Genomic DNA, 18,904 nt, shown 5'->3' on the forward strand with positions numbered 1-18,904 from the left:
CTGACGCCGCCGGCTCCGTCTTTGGGGTACGGCTGCCGGCTGGGGCACCGTACGGTTCCAATGAAGGAGTTCGGATATGGGAGGTGTCGACGCGGCCACCGTTGCTGGTGGCTCTGGCAATTGCGGCGCTGGAGCTCAGGCTTGTGGCCTTGCTCCTCCGCGGGCGCTGCCCGCAGTCGAATACCGCCCTGTAGTTACTCATTTTGAGACCTTTGTGAGTCGTTCCTGGGACTGACTTAAGTCAATCGCGGGGGCCTCATCTGCACACGAGTAGGGGTTACCCGACTTCTCTTGAGGTCGACTCCGGCGAACTACTTAGGCATACTCCCGGGGGGCGCCCGGGTCACGCAGTAGATACGCGGGATCCCCCGTGGCACCAGCGAAAAACCCTTGAATGGCGCACTCGCGCCCTGCCGGTGCCTGCCCCGCCGCGCTCACGGCAGCGGAAGATCGCGCTGGATGTCCATCAGCTCGCCGCGGCGGCTGACGCCGAGCTTGCCGAAGATGCGGTACAGGTGACCTTCGACGGTCCGCTGGGACAGGGTCAGGCGGGCGGCGATTTCGGCGTTCGTGGCCCCGCCGGCCACCAGCTTCAGGATCTCGGTTTCGCGGGCGGTGAGGTCGGCGTAGTGCTCGCCGCGGACGATGTTCATCTGCCCCGACATGCCGGCGGCGACCATGCGGTGGTGCACCTTGCGCTGGACCGCGGTGAGTTTCCATTTGTCCGGGTCATGTTCGAGCAGGTGCGCGGCCTGCTGGGCGGCTTCGAGCGCCAAGAGCAGGTAACCGGCGCTCAGGGCCTGGTCGCTGAGCGCCATCAGCCGGTTCGAGTCAGAGGCGGCGACGGCGAGCGCGTAGTCCCGCAGCAGGCCCGCCTCCGGGCCCTCCACGGCGCCGCTGCTGGCCGCCAGGGCCTCCGCGGCCCCGGTGTCCCCGCCGCGCAGCGCGAGCCGCCTGATGTCCGTTTCCACGGCCCGCAGCCCCTGCCGCTGTGCCTCGGCGGCGAGCCGGTCAAGTTCCCGGCGGCCGTCGCCGGGAACTTGACCGGAGGCGACCTCCGCGGCAGCGCAGTAGGCCTCCGCGAGGAGCCGGAGCGTCGCCGGCTCACGGTACCCGGTGCTGCGGAAAGCCAGCGTCTGCTCCGCCGCGTCACCGGGGTGCCCGGCCGCGGCGGCGGCGTAGGCTGCCACGGCGTGCGCGAAGGCAAGCAGTTCCCAGGGGTCGGCGATCCGGAGTTCTTCCACCCCCAGCAGCAGCTCGGCGTGGCTCTCCGGGATCCGGCCCTGACGCAGCCTGGAGTAGCCGCGCATCACGTGCAGCATGCCCCCGCTGTACAGCAGGCGGGGCGACAGGACGGCGGTGTAGTCGTCCAGGGCGGAGGCGAGTTCCTCCCATTCGCCGGCGCGGATCAGGTTCAGGCAGTGCCGGGCCAGTACGTCCTCATAAACCAGCGGCAGAGCCAGGCCGGTGCCCTGTACCCCGTGCCACGCTTCCCGGTCGATGCCGAGTCCCGCCAGCACCCGGCCCTGCGCGGTCAGCACCTCCGCCAGGCGGGACACCGCCGGGAGCCGGATTTCCGGGTTGCCCTCCGCAGCGGCGGCCAGCCCCTGCAGCCGCTCCTTCAGTTCGGCGGTGCGGCCGTCCCAACGCTCCAGCAGCAGGCCGGTGGCCAGGCCCACGGCCGGGCCACCCCAGCGCAGCTGATCGGGACCGCCGGTTTCCGCTTCACCGCTGCCGGCGTCGCGCGGAAGGTCAAGGGCAGCGGCGAGGGGCCCGAGCCGGGCGGCCAGGAGGGCGGCAAGATACGAGGCCCGGCCGTAGCGCACAGGCTGCGCGGCCTCGAGGTAGCCGGCCGACGCCTCGCGCCGGCCCAGGATGTAGTTGGCGTAGGCCAGTTGGATCCGGCCCTCCGGCAGGAAGCTGTCCTCCCGGATGGCGCCCGCGGCCCGCAGCGCCGTCGCGGCATCCAGGTCGATGTTCGCCGCCGTCGCCGCCCGGAGCAGCTCCGGGTCCGGGACGTCCGCGCCCGAGTCCAGAGACCAGCGCAGCTGGTTCAGGAAGGCGTCCGGGTGCACCGTGCCCGCCCACGGCAGCGCCAGCAGGCTGGCCCGGAGACTGGCGCTCCGGCCTGCGGGGACACGGCGGCGGATGATCTCGCCGATGAGCGGGCTGGCGGGCCTGACGATCCGGTCGCGGTCCCGCGAGACGGTGATGATCCCGGCCATCTCGAGCGCGTCGACGGCCCGGGGGCTGCTGAACCTGAGGATCTGGCCGAGCGAGAGCGGCCCGGCCAGGGCGACGATCGCTGCGGCCGTCTTTTCCTCCGGGGACATGGAGCGGACCTGGTGGTCCAGCAGGTCCGCGGCCGGAACGTCGCCCAGCTCGGGCGGAGCCAGGAGGAACCACGCGCCGCGGCGCTGGCCGATGGCTCCGGTGGCGCGGGCGTGCTCGATCAGGGACATCAGCATAAACGGGTTGCCCTCGGTCAGTTTGGCGAAGAGTTCGCTCACCCAGGGGGACACCTCGGCCCGCAGCACTTGTTCGCAGAGCTGATGCACCTCGGCGCGGCTGAGCGGCGCCAGGTCGAACTTCGCGATGATGCCGTCATCCCACAGGGCCAGGAACTCCTCGGGGATCAGCGGCCCGGGACGGCAGGTGGCGAGCAGCCGGGCCGCGCCGGTGGCTACCGCCTGCGCGATGAGCTGGACGGTCCCCCGGTCCAGGCTTTGAGCGTCGTCAACCACGAACAGCGCCAGCGTCGGCTCGGCCCTCAGGCTGGCGGTGACGGCGCCCAGCACGGCCGTGTAGGAGTCGAGGTCGTGGGCCGGGAGGCCCGCAAGGTAGGGGGTGAGGGCACCGAACGGGACGGCGGCGAGCGCCGGGGTGGCCGCGAGCCTGATCACCGTTCCGTGGGGGTGCAGTTCCGCCAGGACGGCCTTGACGACGGCGGTTTTGCCGGACCCGGAGCTGCCGACAATCAGAGCCCCGGCCCTGCCCTCGTCGCGGAGGCAGCGCACCACCTCTTTGACGACGCCGGACCGGCCGATCAGGGTCGCGGCATCAGTCAGGCTTTCCACTCAGGGCCACTCCCGCCGCCGTGGACCGCGTCCGGGGCCGCGGAGGGCCCCGCGCGGGTCAACCGATGCGGGCGCTGGCCGCCGGTCCCGAGATGACATCTTTGAGCTCCGATCGGCTGGCGACATGGAGTTTTGCGTACACCTGGTACAGGTGGCCCTCGACTGTGCGGACCGAGACGTGCATCTGTTCGGCGATCTTGCGGTTCGAGATTCCGGCGGCGGCCCGGACGGCGACTTCGCACTCCCGGGCGGTCAGGGTGGAGGTGGTCAGCGAGTGAAGGCCGTTTTTCGGGCTGCCGAACCGGTCGTCCAGGGACTGTTCGGTGCGTTGGGAGACACGGAGCGCAATCCGGTTTCCGGCTTCGTTGGCGCAGTAGACGGCGCGGCGGGCCACATCCCGGGCGAACACCGCGTTCCCCGAGGCGTCGGCGTCCCTGGCAACGGCCAGCAGCTGCTCGCTGGCGCAGTCCTTCACACCGTCGGCCAGCCGCAGGCAGAGCAGGGCGAACTGCCCGGTCACCCGGCCGGCGAGGCCGGCGAGCTTCTGGCACAGCTGCCGGTCCCCGAGCCTGGCCGCGGCGGACAGGAAGAGCAGCGCGGTGGCCGTGGCGCCGGCGTCGGCGTCGGCGTCCGAATCGGTGACGAGGCTGCGGATCGCCGCGGGCCGCTGGCCGAGTTCGGCCAGCGCGCACAGTTCGAAGTACCGGGTCATCCGGTCCACCAGCCAGGGGCTGGCCAGCTGGGGCTGTCCCGCCTCGGCGAGCAGCAGGCTGGCCCGTTCCTCGTCCCCGGCGAGTCCGGCGGCGTAGGCGCAGGCCGCCGTGGCCAGTCCGGACAGGGCATCGGGGTCCTGCATCCGCAACTGCCACATCCCGGCCTCGAGCCACGGGCCGGCGGCCTCCAGGTTGCCGGCGTGCAGGTCGATCACGCCTTGGACGATCTCGAACATCCCGCCGAGGCGCGTCTGCGGCTCGGCGGTGCCCGACGTGGCCGTGAGGAAGGCTGACGCCTCGCGGAACTTCGCCGAGAGCAACATCAGCAGCAGGAACCTCCCCCTGATCTCACGGACGGCCCGGTCGGACATCGGCACGGTGGAGGCCGCGGCTACGACCTGCTTGCCCAGGGCCATGGCCCCAAGGACGTTGCCGGTGACGGACATCGCCTCGCAGAAGATGCTGGCGGTCAGGAGCCCGGTTTCGGTTCCCAGCTCGGTGTCCATCCCGGCCTGCACGGCCAGGACGTCGGCGTAGCGGCCCTCGAAGGCTGCCAGTTTCACCTCGGCCAGCCGCAGCTGTTCCCGGGCCGGCTCCAGTCCCTCCGCCTCGTCCGCGGCGGGTCCGTAGAGACGGTCGCGGACCACGTCCAGCCTGGCCCGGGCACCGGCCGCGGTGGCGGCGCTGCGCAGGTCCAGGTCCACCCGCAGCAGCTGCAGGGCAACCCACTCGGCCAGCGGGCGCCCGGCGCCGCCGGAGCCGTCGGAGCTGTCAAGGTTATGGAGCAGTCGCCGCGCGGATTCGTCGTTGTTGACCCCCAGCTGGGCGTGCACGGATTCGATGGCGACTCCGGCGAGCGCCTCGCCGCCGTCGATTTCGTGGATAAACCGCAGCGCCGAGGTTGGATCCGAGGCGTTGTTGGCCAGGTGGGCGGCGGCCAGGGCGGTGGCGGAGCTGATCTGTTCCCCGCAGTCCAGGGCCCACGCGACGTCGGCGGAGCCGGTGGGTTCGCCCGGGTCAGTATCGGCCAGCACCGCGGTCAGGCGGCGCCGGAGCTCGGCGCTGCGGCCCGGCGGGACGACGCTGGCGACGATCGCGGCGGTCACCGTGTTGGCGACGCTGACCATGGGCGGGTGGTCGTGGCTGACCTGGATCAGCGCCCGCTCCTGCAGGTTGTCCATGTCCTGCGGGTTGAAGATCCGCATGAGCGTCTGCAGCGGCACCGCGCCGGCGAGGGAGAGGAGTTCAAAAACATCGCGCTGGCCGGGGCTGAGCCGGTTCAGCCGCGCTTTGACGACATCGCGCACTTCCCCCGTCAGGGCGATGGAGCGGCCGCCCTGGACCCATGCGCCCTCCTGCCGCACGATCGTGCCGAGCTTGATCTGTTCCCGGGCCAGGGAATGCAGGAACAGGGCGTTTCCGCCGCTGGCACTCCAGAGCGCGCGGGCAGCCGTGTGGGAAAAGTGGCCGCCGTATTCCTGGTTCAGCGTGGCGGCCGTCTCGGCGAAATCGAACGGCTCCAGGTCCACGCGGCGGAGCAGGTCATCCTTCCAGAGCCCCATGATGTCGCCGCCCACATGGGGCAGGTCAACGCACGCGGCCAGCAGGGTCACGTGGCCACCGGCGCTGAGCTGGGCGACCATCATGCAGGACAAGTCATCCAGGTCGTGGGCGTTGTCCACGAACAGGACAATGGCGCGCCCCTGGGCTTTGGCGTGCAGGAGCTGGGTGAGACCGCGCAGCACCATCAGCGGGTGTTCCAGATGGGAGGCGTCGAGGTCGTTGAGCAGCACACTCAGTGCGCCGTACGGGAGTTTGGATGAAATGGAACTGCCCCGGACCTGGACAACCAGGTAGTCGTCGCCGAGTTGCTCAAGGGTGCGCTGGGCGATGAAGGATTTTCCGGCCCCGTGCTCCCCCACCAGGACGACGCCGCAGCCCGATCCTGAGGTCAGGGTTTCAAGGACGTCCGCCACGATGTGCTGGCGGGTAAAGGGTTTTTCCTGCCGCCCCTGCGGGGGGCGTTGCGCTGGTGGAATCGCGTCCGTTTTGCCGCTGCCCGCGGGCACGCCGGCTTCTTGCTGAAACATGGGAGAGACCTTCGCAATCAATGTTTAACCAGTGATAGGTCAACGCTAGGGACCGGCCGCGGCGAAGGCATCCGTAAGTAGTACTCGATTGCCAGGCGGGTACGGCGCGGGTGCCTACGCGGCTGTACTCGGATTCCGCCGGCCTCCCGGGACCGCGGACCAAGTAGTCACCGACGGACTTCGAGTGCTCCCGGCCGTAGTGCGCCGGGGCCGGGCAGGCAACACCTACTCCTCGGCCATCCGGCGGAGTTCCTCGCGCCCCTTGACGTTCAGCTTGGCGTAGCTGCGGTACAGGTGGCCCTCTACGGTGCGGACGGAGACCTGCAGATCGGCGGCGATCTGCCGGTCGCTCAGGCCCCGGACCGCCAGCGCCACGATGTCGCGTTCCCGGCGGGTCAAGAGCCCGAGGGTGTCGTCCTGGCCGGCGGGTTCATCCCCGGGAGCGCTGTCGGCACGATCACGGCACCGCTGCCGCTGGGCCGCGGCCATCCGCTCCCGCAGGCTGTCTCCGGCGGCATGGTAGGCAGTGGCGGCGTCACCGTACGCCAGCGCTGCGAAGCCCCACAGTTCGGCTTCCTCGCAGGTCTTGGCGGCGTCGAGCAGCTCGCCGGGGAGCCCGGTTCCGATCGCCGCGGCGTACCCGCAGATGGCCCCCGCCCGGCGTCCTTCCAGTTCTGGTTTGAGTTCGCGCAGCCGCACCGCGGCCTCCGTGTCGCCGAGGGCCAGCCGGAGGGTCAGCGAATCGAACTCCAGTCCCGCGGTGTTGCCGTCGCCGTCGGGGTTTCCGAGCCGTTGCAGTTCCTCCGCCGCGCGGCGGTAGCCGCCGAGCCGGGCCTTGCCGTACACCACGGCCATGGCGGCGAGGGCGCGCAGGTAGCGGGAGACGGGCGGGCGGGCGGATTCGTAGTCCGCCAGGAACCCGGCGGCCTTTTCCGTGAAGCCGGCGTCGGCGGCGGCGGCAAACGCCATCGCGGCGGTCAGCGAGAACAGCTGCTGGGGGTCGGCCAGCCGCAGGGCTTCGAGGGCTGCCCGCAGCGTGCGTTTGGCCTCGGCGGCCCGGCCCTGGTAGAGCAGCACGATCCCGGCGGCGGTGTGGACGCCGCCGCCGAAGGTGATCAGGCTGGGCCCGAACCCGGCCACGAAGCCCTCGAGCAGGCTGTCCGCGGCGTTCCAGTCCCCGCCGTGGATCGCCGCCGTGACGGCGCGGACCACCAGGAAATCGGAGAGGAAGTACAGTTCGTCGTGTTCGGTCCCGGCCGCCTGCAGGGCGGCGGCGGCCACCGTGTAGGCGCTCTCCGGCTTCCCCGCAACCAGCAGTTGTTCCGCTTCCAGCGCCAGCCCGAAGGCCCCCTCGAGGTTACTGGCCGGCGGCTGCCCCTCGTCCGGACCGGCCGCGCCGGCAGCGTCCGCGTCCCCGGCGAGGGCCAGGACCATCGCGCGGATGGTCCGCACCCGCTCCCGCGTCGCGGCGAGGATGCCCTCGGCGTCGGCGGGGTTGTCCGCGGCCAGCCGTTCGCCGGCGCGGAGCAGCGCCTCGGCGCGCTGCATGATGTCCGCCGGGGTGTGTCCGAGCGCGGAGAGGACCGCCGCCCACAGCAGCGAGCCCGTCAGCAGGCTGTCCACGGTGCGTCCCTTGGCGAAATCCACCTCCAGGATGTCCCGTGCCGCCGCGTGGTTGGAGGTGTTGTAATACGTCCGGGCGATCACCGCCCGGGCCGTGATCTGCAGTTCAGGGTCCTTGACCTGCGCGGCCGCCTTGCGGGCAAGTTCGTCTTCGAAGAGCCTGCCGGCCAGGATCGCGGCCCGGAGCAGCTGGCGGTCTTCGACCTCGACGCCGCATTCCATCGACCAGCTCACCTGCCGCAGGAGCCCCTCGGCCGAGGCGGGTTCCCGGTCCATCAGCCGCAGCAGGCTCTGGCGGAGCTGCAGGCTGCGTGCGGGGGAAACCAGGTTCCGCAGCGTGTCGCCGTAGACGGTGTGCCAGAGCCGCAGTTCGGGCTCAGACCCCTCGGAGATGCGGAGGAGTTCCTGTTCGACCAGCCCCGCGACGGTGGATTCGTCCACCATGGCCTCGATCAGGGCCTTGGACACCGGCTCGGCCAGCGCCACGAGGTTCAGTGCCTTGCGTTCGTCGGCGGGGCGCCGGAGCAGCTGGCGGCGGACGACGTCGGTGAGCCGTTCGCCGTGGCTGTTCAGCGGCCGGGCGAGCAGCCACACCCCGTTGCGCTGGAGCAGGGTGCCGTCGCTGATCGCGTCGTCCACCAGGCAGCTCAGCAGCAGCGGGTTGCCGCCGGAGGCCTCCCACAGAACCTCGGCGACATTGGGCAGGACCTGGCGCCCGAGCCGGTGCGCCAAGGCTTCGGTCGTTTGCTCCCGGGTGAGCGGGCGCAGGTCGTGGCGTTCGGCGATGCCCTCGAACCAGAGCTGCAGGAGTGGCTCGGGCAGGCCAGGGCGGGCCGCCGCGCCCACCAGCAGCTTGGCCCAGCCGGCGGCGGCGAGTTCCACCAGCACCCCCGCCGTTGCCTCGTCCAGGTCGTGGGCATCGTCGACAATCAGCAGCAGCGGCTTCTGCGTTGTCCGCCGTTGCCCTTCCAGGTAGCTCCAAAAGGTCCGGAGCACGGCCAGTTGGGAGGTGGCGTCCTCCACGGGCAGGTCCACGATGAACGGCGCGAGCACGCCGTAGGGCACGTGGCTCAGCGCCGGGCTGCCGTGCAGACGCACCGGGGTCACCTGGCCGCGGAGCTCCTCGGCCACGGCCTCCATCAGCTGCGATTTGCCGATTCCGTGGTCACCGAGCAGCAGCACGGCCCCGTGCGTGCCGCCCTGGAGTGCCTCCACCGCGGATGCGAGGTCTTCCGAGCGTCCGGCCAGGACACCCTGCCGGGCTTCGCCGGGAGCGGCTGCCGCTGCGGCTGCGGCTGTGCGGACCCTAGATGAGTCCAAGCAGATCACTCCGCGAGGACACTCCGAGCTTCGTGAATACCTGGTACAAGTGCCCCTCCACTGTCCGAACCGAGATGCCCACTTCCAGGGCGATGTCTTTGTTGGAAACCCCGTTGCCAGCGAGCGCCGCGATTTGCCGCTCCCGCTCGGTCAGCAGCGGACCCTTGTTGCGCGGAACGACCGGCAGGGCCGGGACCGAGTCGGACAAGGATTCCAGCATGCTGTGCGCTGCCGTGGCGCTGCCGGCCAGCCCTGCGGCCTTGGCAAAATCGAAGGCGAGGGCCGCGCACCTGGCCTGGACGGCGTCGAGCTCCAGGGCGGCGGCGAGCTCCGCCGCTTCGAGCATGGTCACGGCGTCCTTTTTGCGGCTGCCGACCGCCACCACCCGGGACAGCTCCGCCAGCGGGCCCTCCCGCAGCGCGGCGATCTCCTCCAGGAACTGGAAGTCCTTGACGGTGCCGTTGACGGTTGCGCCGAACATACTGATGCCGGCCAGGGTGTAGAGCCCGTTCCGGAAGTGCCGCTCGGCGGCGTGGACCAGCCGGTCCTTCGCGTCGGGGTCGCCCAGCCACCGGGAGGCCATGTCCATGCAGAACTCCGCCGAACTGCTGACGACAAAGCGCGCCGGGCCATCCGCGGACCGGGCACGCTCCAGGTAGACGGTGGCCTGCACGGAGTTCCCCATCTGTGCGTAGGCAAAGGCGGTGGCGGCGTAGGCCTGGCGCAGCGCGTGCAGGCTGGTCCTGACTTCCAGCTGGGCGATCGCGGCCAGCAGCGGGTCCAGTGCCAGGTAGCCGCGGCCGGCATACACGTAGGCGAGTCCGACGGCGAGGTCGGTGGCGGCGCTGCCGGAGTGCAGGCCGTGCCCGGCGCGGCCGCTCGCGTCCTTGAGCATGTCGATGCTCTGGCGCCACTGGCCGGAGAGCAGCAGGACATTAAAGGAACGCCAGGCGAAGTTCTCCCTGATCCGCGGGACGTTGGCCCATTCACCAAGCCGTCCGCCGATGTCCCGCATCAGCGCCCGGGCCTGCAGTTCCTTGCCCGTCAGGCACAGGGCCTCCATCAGGATGATCGAGGTGCGCAGCCGGTGCACCGGGTCGATGGCGTCAGTATCGGCACTCGATGCGGCGGCGAGCCGGTCCATCATCGGCTCGTAGTCGCCGATGAAGGACAGGTAGTTGAACTCGCTGAGGTCAAGGCACAGGCCGGCGCGGGCCAGCGCCGCGGCGTCGGCGTCGGCGTCGGGGTCACTGTCCGCCTTTTCGCGGCGGAACTCCTGCAGCCGCAGGCGGGCCTGCCGGATCAGCTCCGGGACCTTCCCGCTGCGGTCCTCCAGCCAGGCCATGCAGTCAGCCTTGGCCGCGATCAGCTCGGCAAAGGCCTCGGGGGCGAGGGCATTGATCTGCGCCTCGGTGACGTCGTCGAGGGCGGACATCGCCTGCAGCGGCAGGCCCAGCTGCAGGTACGCGGCGGCTTTCTGCAGCTGCCCCCCGGGCCATTCGCTGTCGCCCGGTGCGATGCTCCCGGCGCATTTGAGCGCGAATTTCGGGTCGAAGAGGCGGACGGCTGCCTGGGCGGCAGCCAGTGCGTGGGCAGGCGCCAGCTCGGCGTGGCAGTCGTGGGTCCACGCCGCGTAGGCGAGCAGGTCCTCCACGGTCAGTTCCCCGAGTTGGTGGACCTGGTGGCCGGGGACCTTGTCGCGCAGTTCGAGCCGCCGTTCCACGCTGAGCCAGTTCCGCACGATGTCGCCCAGGTACCGGTCACCGAGCGTCACGAAGTGCCGGTCGGTGCGGTCGACGACGATCTGCCCCGCCTCCTCCATGTCCGCGATCAGTCCCGGCCCGTACATTCTTGCCAGCCGCGACAGCGACATGCTGCGGGCGCAGGAGAGAACCTCGATGACCTCGCGCGCCTCGGGCGACTCCCGGGCGTAGCGCGCCCTGACGATGTCCTCCAGCGCGGTTTTGCCCTCCAGCACCACCTCGTCGAGAAGGGTCCAGACCGAACCGGAGAGCACGAGGTTGCCGCGTTCGATCTGCTCGGAGACAACGGCCTGCAGGAGGGTGGGGCTGCCGCCGACCAGCTCGTGCATCTGGGTGGCCAGGGCGGTCGACACCCGGTGCCCGAGTGCCGCCTGGAGCACCTCGCGGGTTTCGATCTCGGTCATGCCGGCGAGCCGGACCTCGGCGAGCTGCCCGGAGGTGATGAGCCAGTAGAAGTCCGGCGGAAGATCGGTGGCGCGCTGCGCGGTGGCGATCAGCCGGGCGGTGCCGGTCTGCAGCAGGTTCAGCAGCACCCCGGTGCTTTGCTCGTCGAGGGAGCCCGCATTGTCCACCAGGATCACGCACTTGCGTCCCGCCGCGTCGTTGCGGATCAGCGAGGTGATCCCGTGCAGGATCGCCGTCGGCGAGCCGAGCGAGCTCTGCGGGAGGCGGGCGAGGGTGAACGCGAGGCAGCCGTAGGGGGTGGCGGCGCCGGGGCCGGAGGTGCGCAGCTGCAGGCTGTAGACGTCGGGGCCGAAGCCGGCGAGGGCGCTGCGGCCGACGAGGGATTTCCCGACGCCGCGGTCCCCGGTGATGACCACGCCCATGCTCTCGGGCGCGGTGAGGGCAGACCGGACACGGTCGGCGTCTGCGCCGCGGGCCAGTCCTGACCACGCGTGTCTGTTCACCGGCCCCGCGGCGTGCTGATCTTCGGCGGGCGCCAATGTAATGGAAACATTCCCCCAGCCCAGCGAATCCCTCGACATCTAGTTTCCTTTGTACCGCTTTGCGGACGGCAAACCCGTCTCCGTCCGCCTAGAAGTAGCGTAACCCTATCCCCCGACAAGAGAGTAGACAGATCATAGCGGCACAGCGGACGCTTGGAAAGGAACCAGCGACGGCGCCTGCTACGTCGCCTTCGCGGGGTGGAACTTCTGCTGGGCGGCCTGCAGCCCGTCGCGGACCAACGCCTCGACGGCGTCGGCAGCGGTGTCAATCAGGAACGGCAGTTCCTTCTTCTCCGCCGTCGCGAAGTCCCGCAGCACAAAGTCGGCGGTGTCCATCCGGCCCGGCGGCCGGCCCACCCCGACGCGGACCCGCAGGTAGTCCTTGGTGGCCAGCGCCTTGGAGATGTCGCGGAGGCCGTTGTGGCCGCCTTCGCCGCCGCCGATCTTCAGTTTGACCGTATTAAAAGGAATGTCGATCTCGTCGTGGACGGCAATGACGTGGGCGGGGTCGACGTCATAGAACTTCGCCAGCGCGGAGACCGGGCCGCCGGAGACATTCATGTAACTCAGCGGCTTGGCCAGCACCACCCGCGGGCCGCCGATGCCCAGTCTGCCTTCGAGGACCTGGGCGCGGGACTTGTGCGACTTGAAACCGCCGCCGACCCGGGCCGAGAGTTCATCGAGCACCATCTGGCCGACGTTGTGCCGGTTGTGGGCGTACTCGGTGCCCGGATTGCCGAGGCCTACGATCAGCCAGGTGTCGGTCATGGGTCCATCCTTCTCATGGGCGGCGGGCAGGGGGTCGGGCAGGGCGGCGGGCGCGGAGACGACGGCGGCCGGGCCCCATCGGGACCCGGCCACCTGAGAATACGCCGGAATTACTCGGCTGCAGCCTCGGAGGACTCTTCGCCTTCCGCGGCTTCGGCGGCCGGGGCAGCCTCTTCCGTGGTCTCTTCTTCTTCGAGGGCGATTTCAACGGCCTCGGAGATGTTCACGACCAGGGCGTCGGCGTCGGCCAGCAGGACGGTGCCCTTCGGCAGCACGACGTCGGAGGCGTGGATGTGCTCGCCGGCGGCGCGGCCTTCGATGCTGACCTCGACGGCGGTCGGCAGGTGGGTTGCCTCGGCCTCGAGCGAGATGGTGGTCATCTCGAGGTTGTGCACGTTGCCCGGGGCGACATCGCCGGTGACGTGCACGGGGACGTCGACGGTGACCTTTTCGCCCTTGCGGACGGTCAGCAGGTCGAGGTGCTCAACGATCTGCTTGATCGGGTTGCGCTGGATGTCCTTGACCAGGGCCAGGTGCTCTTCACCGTTGATGTCCAGGGACAGCAGGGCGTTGGCGGTGCGGACGGCCAGGGTGGTGGCCTTGGCCGGCAGGGTGATGTGGATCGGCTCGGCGCCGTGGCCGTAGATGACAGCCGGGATCTGGTTGGCCATGCGGGCGCGGCGGGCAAAACCCTTGCCGAATTCGGTGCGTACTTCTGCTGCGAGCTTCTGCTCAGCCATGGAAATCTCCTCTGGGACGAACGGTGTTCAGCAAGGGCGGAGGTCTGTCAGCGACCTTCAACGCCGGGCGGCCGGGCCGCCCCTCAGAAGGGAGATTCAGACCCAGTCGATTACGGAGACCAGCAGTCCGGCTGTCACAGCCGGCGCTCTCCCTCGCCAAGGTATCGGATCGAGTTTAGCAGTGCCGGGCCCCGTCGCGAAAACGGGGCCCGGCCGGGCGGCTGCTACGCGTTGCCGTCGAAGAGGCTCGTCACGGAACCGTCGTCGAACACTTCACGGATCGCGCGGGCGATCAGCGGCGCGATGGAGAGCACGGTGAGCTGCGGGAAGTGCTTGCTCGCGGAGATCGGCAGCGTGTTGGTGACCACTACTTCGCGGGCGCCGGATTCGGCGAGGCGCTGCGACGCCGGGTCGGAGAACACCGCATGGGTGGCGGCGATGATGACGTCCTTGGCGCCGGCGTTCTTGAGCACCTGGACGGCGCCGGAGATGGTTCCGCCGGTGTCGATCATGTCGTCGATCAGCACGCAGGTGCGGCCTTCGATCTGGCCGACGACGGTCTTGGAGACCGCCTGGTTGGGGACCGTGAGGTCGCGGCTCTTGTGCACGAAGGCCAGCGGAGCGCCGCCGAGGCGCTCGGCCCACTGTTCGGCGACGCGGACGCGACCGGTGTCCGGGGAGACGACCGTGATGTTGTCCGAGCCCACCCGGGTGCGGATGTAGTCGGCGAGGAGCGGGATGGCCATCAGGTGGTCCACGGGGCCGTCGAAGAAGCCCTGGATCTGCGAGGTGTGCAGGTCAACGCTCATGATCCGGTCGGCGCCGGCCGTCTTGTACAGGTCGGCGACCAGACGCGCGGAGATCGGCTCGCGGCCGCGGCCTTTCTTGTCCTGGCGGGCGTAGGGGTAGAAGGGCGAGACCACGGTGATGCGCTTGGCGGAGGCCCGCTTGAGCGAATCGATCATGATCAGCTGCTCCATTAGCCAGTTGTTCAGCGGGGCCGGGTGCGCCTGGATGACGAAGGCGTCGGTGCCGCGGACGCTCTCCCCGGCGCGGACGTAGATCTCGCCGTTGGCGAAGTCGTAGGCGTCCAGCGGCAGCAGCTCGGTGCCCAGCTCCTTGGCGATTTCGCGCGCCAGCTCCGGGTGCGCCCGCCCGGCGGCAAGTACCAGCTTCTTCTCGCCGTGTGCCGTAATTTCGCTCATGATTGCTAGCCCTGTTCTGTCGATGCCGGAGGAGTGGAGGATGTCGGGGTGGCGCCGGCCGCCTCGGCCAGCGCCGCGGAAAGGGAGCCCGGGCGGTTCGCCACGACCCAGCCCTCGGAGTTCCGCTGCTTGGCCAGGGACACGGCCAGGGCCCCGGCGGGTACGTCGCTGCGGATCACGGCGCCCGCGCCGCTGTACGCGCCGTCGCCGACCCGGACGGGGGCGACGAACACGGTGTTGGAGCCGGTGCGGACGCCGGAACCGATCACGGTACGGTGCTTCTTCTCGCCGTCGTAGTTGGCCGTGATGTTCCCGCAGCCGATGTTGGTGTCCTCGCCGATCTCCGCGTCGCCGGCGTAGCCGAGGTGGGAGAGCTTGGAGCCGCGGCCGATCGTGACGTTCTTCGTCTCGTAGAACGCGCCGATCTTGCCGGTTTCGCCCAGGACGGTGCCGGGGCGCAGGTAGGTGAAGGGGCCGACGCTGGCGTTCGCGCCGATGCGCGAGCCCGAACCGTGGGTGCGGATCACCGTGGCGCCCTCCCCCACCTGGACGTCGGTCAGGGTGGTGTCGGGGCCGACGACGGCGTCGCGCGCCACCGTGGTGGCGCCGTGCAGCTGGGTGTTGGGCAGCAGGCGGACGTCCTCGTCGAGCGTGACGGTGGCGTCGATCCAGGTGGTGGCGGGGTCGACGACGGTGACGCCGGCGCGCATCCAGGCCTCGACCGTGCGGCGGTTGTGCTCGGCGCCGAGGGCGGAGAGCTGGACGCGGTCGTTGGCGCCTTCGACCTGCCAGCGGTCTTCGGTGACGACGGCGGCGACCCGGCCGCCCGCGGCGCGGGCCAGGGCGAGGACGTCGGTCAGGTACTTTTCGCCCTGGGCGTTGTCTGTGGTGACGTGGGCAAGGGCGTCCCGCAGCACGGCGGCGTCGAAGGCGTAGATGCCGGAGTTGATTTCGCGGATGCCGCGCTCCGCGTCGCTGGCGTCCTTGTGCTCGCGGATACCGGTCACGGTGCCGTCGTCGGCGCGGAGGATGCGGCCGTAGCCGGTGGCGTCGTCGAGGACGGCGGTGAGGACGGTGACGGCGTTGCCCTCCGCCTCGTGCGCGGCGACAAGTTCGGCGAGCAGCCCGCCGGTGAGCAGGGGCACGTCGCCGTAGGTCACGACGACGGTTCCGGCCAGCTGCGCCTGGGGGTGCTGCGCGTCGAGGGCCTCGAGGGCGGCTTCGACGGCGCGCCCGGTGCCGGGCACCTCATCCTGGTCGACGATCAGCGCCTTCGGGTCGAGCGCGGCGATGTGCGCGGCGACCTGGTCACGTTCGTGCCGGACCACCAGGGCGAGTTCGCGCGGCTGGAGCGAACGGGCGGCGTTCAGCGCGTGGCCGACGAGGGAGCGTCCGCCGATTTCGTGGAGGATCTTGGGGGTACGGGATTTCATCCGGGTACCGGCACCTGCAGCTAGGACAATGACGGCGGCGGGGCCGGTGTTCTCGGGGCTCACGTACGGGCTCTCCTTGCTCAGTGGCCTGACTCAGTGCCGCTGCTCGGTCGATCTCGGTTGGCCCGTGGACGACAGCCAGGTGGTCTACCTCGTTGCCGGCTCCGCGCGGCCGAGCCGGACCACATTCCGGCCGCGGCATCCTCTTCATCCTACTGGACACACGCCGGGCAGGTTCCTCCGGCCGCGGCCGCCCGCGGCAGTTCCGCCCATAGGACTCGAACCTATACTCCACGGCTCCAAAGGCCGGGGTGCTGCCATTACACCAGAGCGGACCGTGCCCGGGCGTCAAGCCTGTGGCACAAGAGACAATTCTGCCACGAAGGATGTTGCTCGTGCGACCCGGCGCCCCGGGGGCGGGCGGGCCCGTAGGGCATGATGGTGCTGTGAGCAACAGCGCAGGCGTGTCCGGAGGGGCGGACCACTTCACCGGCAGGCCGGTGCGGTCCCCCGGCCACATCCCCAGGGCCCGGATGACCGGCCCGCAGCGCCGCACCCAGCTGATTGGCGTCGGCCGCGGCCTCTTCGCCCTCCGCGGCCTGGACGGCACCACCATCGAGGAGATTGCCTCCGCCGCGGGTGTTTCGAAGCCGGTGATCTACGAGCACTTCGGCTCCAAGGAGGGCCTGTACACCCAGGTGGTGGAGTGCGAATTCCGGATCCTGCTCGGCTCGATCAACGATGCCCTGTCCGCGGAGGCCAAGCCGCGCGTCCTGGTCGAACGCGCCGCCCTGGCGCTGCTGGGCTACATCGAGGACCGCACCGACGGCTTCCGGATCCTGATGCGCGATGCGCCGCCGTCGCAGCCCGAGGGCGCGTTCTCCAGCCTGCTCTCGCAGGTGGCCGCCCGCGTCGAGTACATCCTGGCCGACGAGTTCGCCCGCCGCGGTTTCAGTGCGGCCGACGGCGCCATGTACGCCCAGATGCTGGTGGGGATGGTCGCGATGACCGGCCAGTGGTGGCAGGACAGCCGGACCCCCGACAAGCGCGAAGTGGCCGCGCACCTGGTGAACCTCGCCTGGAACGGCCTCACCGGCCTGAGCAAGGAACCTGAGCTCAAGACAGAGGACTGAGACTCATCTCCGTGGTCACCCTCGCAGCGCAGGGGCCCTTCGCCGCTATTGCCGACAGCCCCATTCCGAAACTGTTGGCGCTGTAGGGTGACGATCCATGCGCCGGAGGCGGTCCTTCCGAAAGGAGCGCATCGCAGCGCCTCGGGGTCCGGAGGTCGCCCAGCGACCGAAGGGCTCCGAGTTGCCGTGTCTAAGCGAGGTGGAAGGGCCGGCTGCGGCACCCAACCCAACCACGCGGAAGGGGCTATTCGCCGAGGACTTCGAGGGCCTCGAGCCATTCGAGTTCGAGGGCTTCGCGTTCTTCGGCCAGGGATTTCAGCTTTTTGTTCAGCTCCGCCATGGCGTCGAAGTCGTTGTCTGCGGTGCTCTTGACCATCTCGGCGTGGATCTTGTCCTCCTGCTGGGTCAGTTTGCCCAGCTGGCGGTCGATCCGGTTCTTGGCCTTGCGGGCGTCGCGCTTCTCGGCCTCGGAGGGGCCGGAGGCGGCCGGGGCGGAGCTGCCGCTTGCGGCCGTGACCGGGTTGCCGCCGCCGGTGATCGTGGAGCCGGCCAGCGCCGCCTCGCGCAGTTCCAGGTACTGGTCCACGCCGCGCGGCAGGGCGCGGATCTTGCCGTCGCCGAGCAGCGCCATCTGGTGGTCCGTGACGCGTTCGAGCAGGTAGCGGTCGTGGCTGACCACGACAAGGGTGCCGGGCCAGCCGTCGAGCACGTCTTCGACGGCGGCGAGGGTGTCCGTGTCGAGGTCGTTGGTGGGCTCGTCGAGCATCAGCACGTTGGGCTCCCCCACGAGCAGGCGCAGGAGCTGGAGCCGCCGCCGCTCGCCGCCGGAGAGGTCCCTGACCGGGGTCCACTGCTTCTCGTTGGTGAAGCCGAGCTGCTCCACGAGCTGGCCGGCGGTGAATTCCTTGCCGCCGACGTTGAAGGACCGTTTTTCGCGTTCGATCACTTCGATGACGCGCAGGTCCGAGACGTCGTCGAGCTCTTTGACCTCCTGGCTGAGGACCGCGGTGACCACCGTCTTGCCGCGCTTGACCTTCCCGGAGCTGGGCTGGATTTCGCCGTTGAGGAGCTTCAGCAGCGTGGTCTTGCCGGCGCCGTTGACGCCCACCAGGCCCAGCCGCTCACCGGGCGCGAGGCGCAGGGTGATGTTGTCGAAGAGCTTCTGCCCGGCGTCGCCGCCGAGGAAGTCGAGGGAGACGTTTTCGAGGTCCAGGACGTCCTTGCCGAGCCGGGCGGTGGCCATCTTGCTCAGCGCCGTCGAGTCGCGCGGCTCCGGGACGTCGGCGATCAGGGCGTTGGCGGCCTCGATCCGGAACTTGGGCTTGGCCGTGCGGGCCGGGGCCCCGCGGCGCAGCCAGGCGAGTTCCTTCTTGACCAGCTGCTGGCGCTTGCCTTCCATCACGGATGCGGCCCGGTCGCGCTCGGCGCGGGCCAGCACGTAGGCGGCGTAGCCGCCGTCGAACGGCTCCATGATGCCGTCGTGGATCTCCCAGGTCTTGTTGCAGACTTCATCGAGGAACCAGCGGTCGTGGGTGACCACAAGGAAGGCGCCCTGGTTGGGCCGCCAGCGGGTCTTCAGGTGCCGGGAGAGCCAGGCGACGCCTTCGACGTCGAGGTGGTTGGTGGGTTCGTCGAGCATGATGACGTCGTGGTCCTCGATCAGCAGCTTGGCCAGCGCCACGCGCCGCTTCTGCCCGCCGGAGAGCGCGTGGACGTTGGCGTGCCAGTCGACGTCGGAGACCAGGCCGCCCATGACCTCGCGGATCCGCGGGTTGCTGGCCCATTCGTAGTCGGCCTGGTCGCCGACGATCGCGGCGCCGACGGTGAGGTCGCCGTCGAGCACGTCGCTCTGGTCCAGGTAGCCGATGTTGACCTCGCTGCGCTTGGTCACCCGGCCGGAGTCCGGGGTGGAGCGCATGGCGAGCAGCCGCATGAGGGTGGACTTGCCGTCGCCGTTGCGGCCCACCATGCCGATCCGGTCGCCCTCTTCAAGGCCGAGGGTAATGCCATCGAGGACTGTACGGGTTGCGTACGAGACCGAGAGGTTCTCGCCGCCGAGCAGGTGTGCCACGGGGAACTGCTTTCCTAGATG

Annotated in this window: 10 protein-coding genes and 1 tRNA gene; 1 reads left to right on the forward strand and 10 read right to left on the reverse strand. The window is 70.0% G+C overall.

Translation table 11 applies throughout. The annotated features are described in order from the left end of the window. Nucleotides 1-434 precede the first annotated feature (434 nt). From E7Y32_RS00730 to E7Y32_RS00770, 9 genes are all read right to left on the reverse strand, one after another. Nucleotides 435-3,077: a LuxR family transcriptional regulator gene (locus E7Y32_RS00730; protein WP_146335374.1), complete on the reverse strand. Its 2,643-nt coding sequence runs from the start codon at nt 3,075-3,077 to the stop codon at nt 435-437. 58 nt (nt 3,078-3,135) lie between these two features. After that, entirely contained in the window at nt 3,136-5,880 is a 2,745-nt protein-coding gene (locus E7Y32_RS00735; protein ID WP_146335375.1) for a LuxR family transcriptional regulator, read from the reverse strand. Nucleotides 5,881-6,105: 225 nt separating this feature from the next. Then, on the reverse strand, nt 6,106-8,823 hold the full coding sequence (locus tag E7Y32_RS00740) for a LuxR family transcriptional regulator (protein WP_186467013.1): 2,718 nt from the start codon (nt 8,821-8,823) through the stop codon (nt 6,106-6,108). Then, nucleotides 8,810-11,494 carry a LuxR C-terminal-related transcriptional regulator gene (locus E7Y32_RS00745; RefSeq protein WP_261382494.1) on the reverse strand — a complete coding sequence of 895 codons (2,685 nt, stop codon included), beginning with the start codon at nt 11,492-11,494 and terminating at the stop codon, nt 8,810-8,812. Before E7Y32_RS00745 ends, E7Y32_RS00740 begins: the two co-directional genes overlap by 14 nt. Before the next feature lie 219 nt (nt 11,495-11,713). Further along, entirely contained in the window at nt 11,714-12,301 is a 588-nt protein-coding gene (gene pth / locus E7Y32_RS00750; RefSeq protein ID WP_146335378.1) for an aminoacyl-tRNA hydrolase, read from the reverse strand. Between the two features lie 110 nt (nt 12,302-12,411). Further along, a complete protein-coding gene (locus tag E7Y32_RS00755; RefSeq protein WP_146335379.1) occupies nt 12,412-13,041 on the reverse strand; it encodes a 50S ribosomal protein L25/general stress protein Ctc in 630 nt (209 codons plus the stop codon). A 224-nt stretch (nt 13,042-13,265) separates the two neighbouring features. Next, complete coding sequence (locus tag E7Y32_RS00760) at nt 13,266-14,246, reverse strand: ribose-phosphate diphosphokinase (RefSeq protein WP_146335380.1); 981 nt, start codon at nt 14,244-14,246, stop codon at nt 13,266-13,268. Nucleotides 14,247-14,251: 5 nt separating this feature from the next. After that, nucleotides 14,252-15,742 carry a bifunctional UDP-N-acetylglucosamine diphosphorylase/glucosamine-1-phosphate N-acetyltransferase GlmU gene (glmU, locus tag E7Y32_RS00765; RefSeq protein WP_146335381.1) on the reverse strand — a complete coding sequence of 497 codons (1,491 nt, stop codon included), beginning with the start codon at nt 15,740-15,742 and terminating at the stop codon, nt 14,252-14,254. A gap of 200 nt (nt 15,743-15,942) precedes the next feature. Then, a tRNA-Gln gene (locus E7Y32_RS00770) sits at nt 15,943-16,014 on the reverse strand. A 198-nt stretch (nt 16,015-16,212) separates the two neighbouring features. Between E7Y32_RS00770 and E7Y32_RS00775 the strand changes: the two genes are divergently transcribed. Next, entirely contained in the window at nt 16,213-16,812 is a 600-nt protein-coding gene (locus E7Y32_RS00775) for a TetR/AcrR family transcriptional regulator (RefSeq protein ID WP_146338076.1), read from the forward strand. A gap of 244 nt (nt 16,813-17,056) precedes the next feature. On the opposite strand, the gene E7Y32_RS00780 is transcribed toward E7Y32_RS00775, so the two are convergent. Further along, entirely contained in the window at nt 17,057-18,883 is a 1,827-nt protein-coding gene (locus tag E7Y32_RS00780) for an ABC-F family ATP-binding cassette domain-containing protein (RefSeq protein ID WP_146335382.1), read from the reverse strand. Nucleotides 18,884-18,904: the final 21 nt, after the last annotated feature.

Origin of the sequence: Arthrobacter sp. UKPF54-2, assembly GCF_007858535.1 — a bacterium.
Classification (GTDB): domain Bacteria; phylum Actinomycetota; class Actinomycetes; order Actinomycetales; family Micrococcaceae; genus Arthrobacter.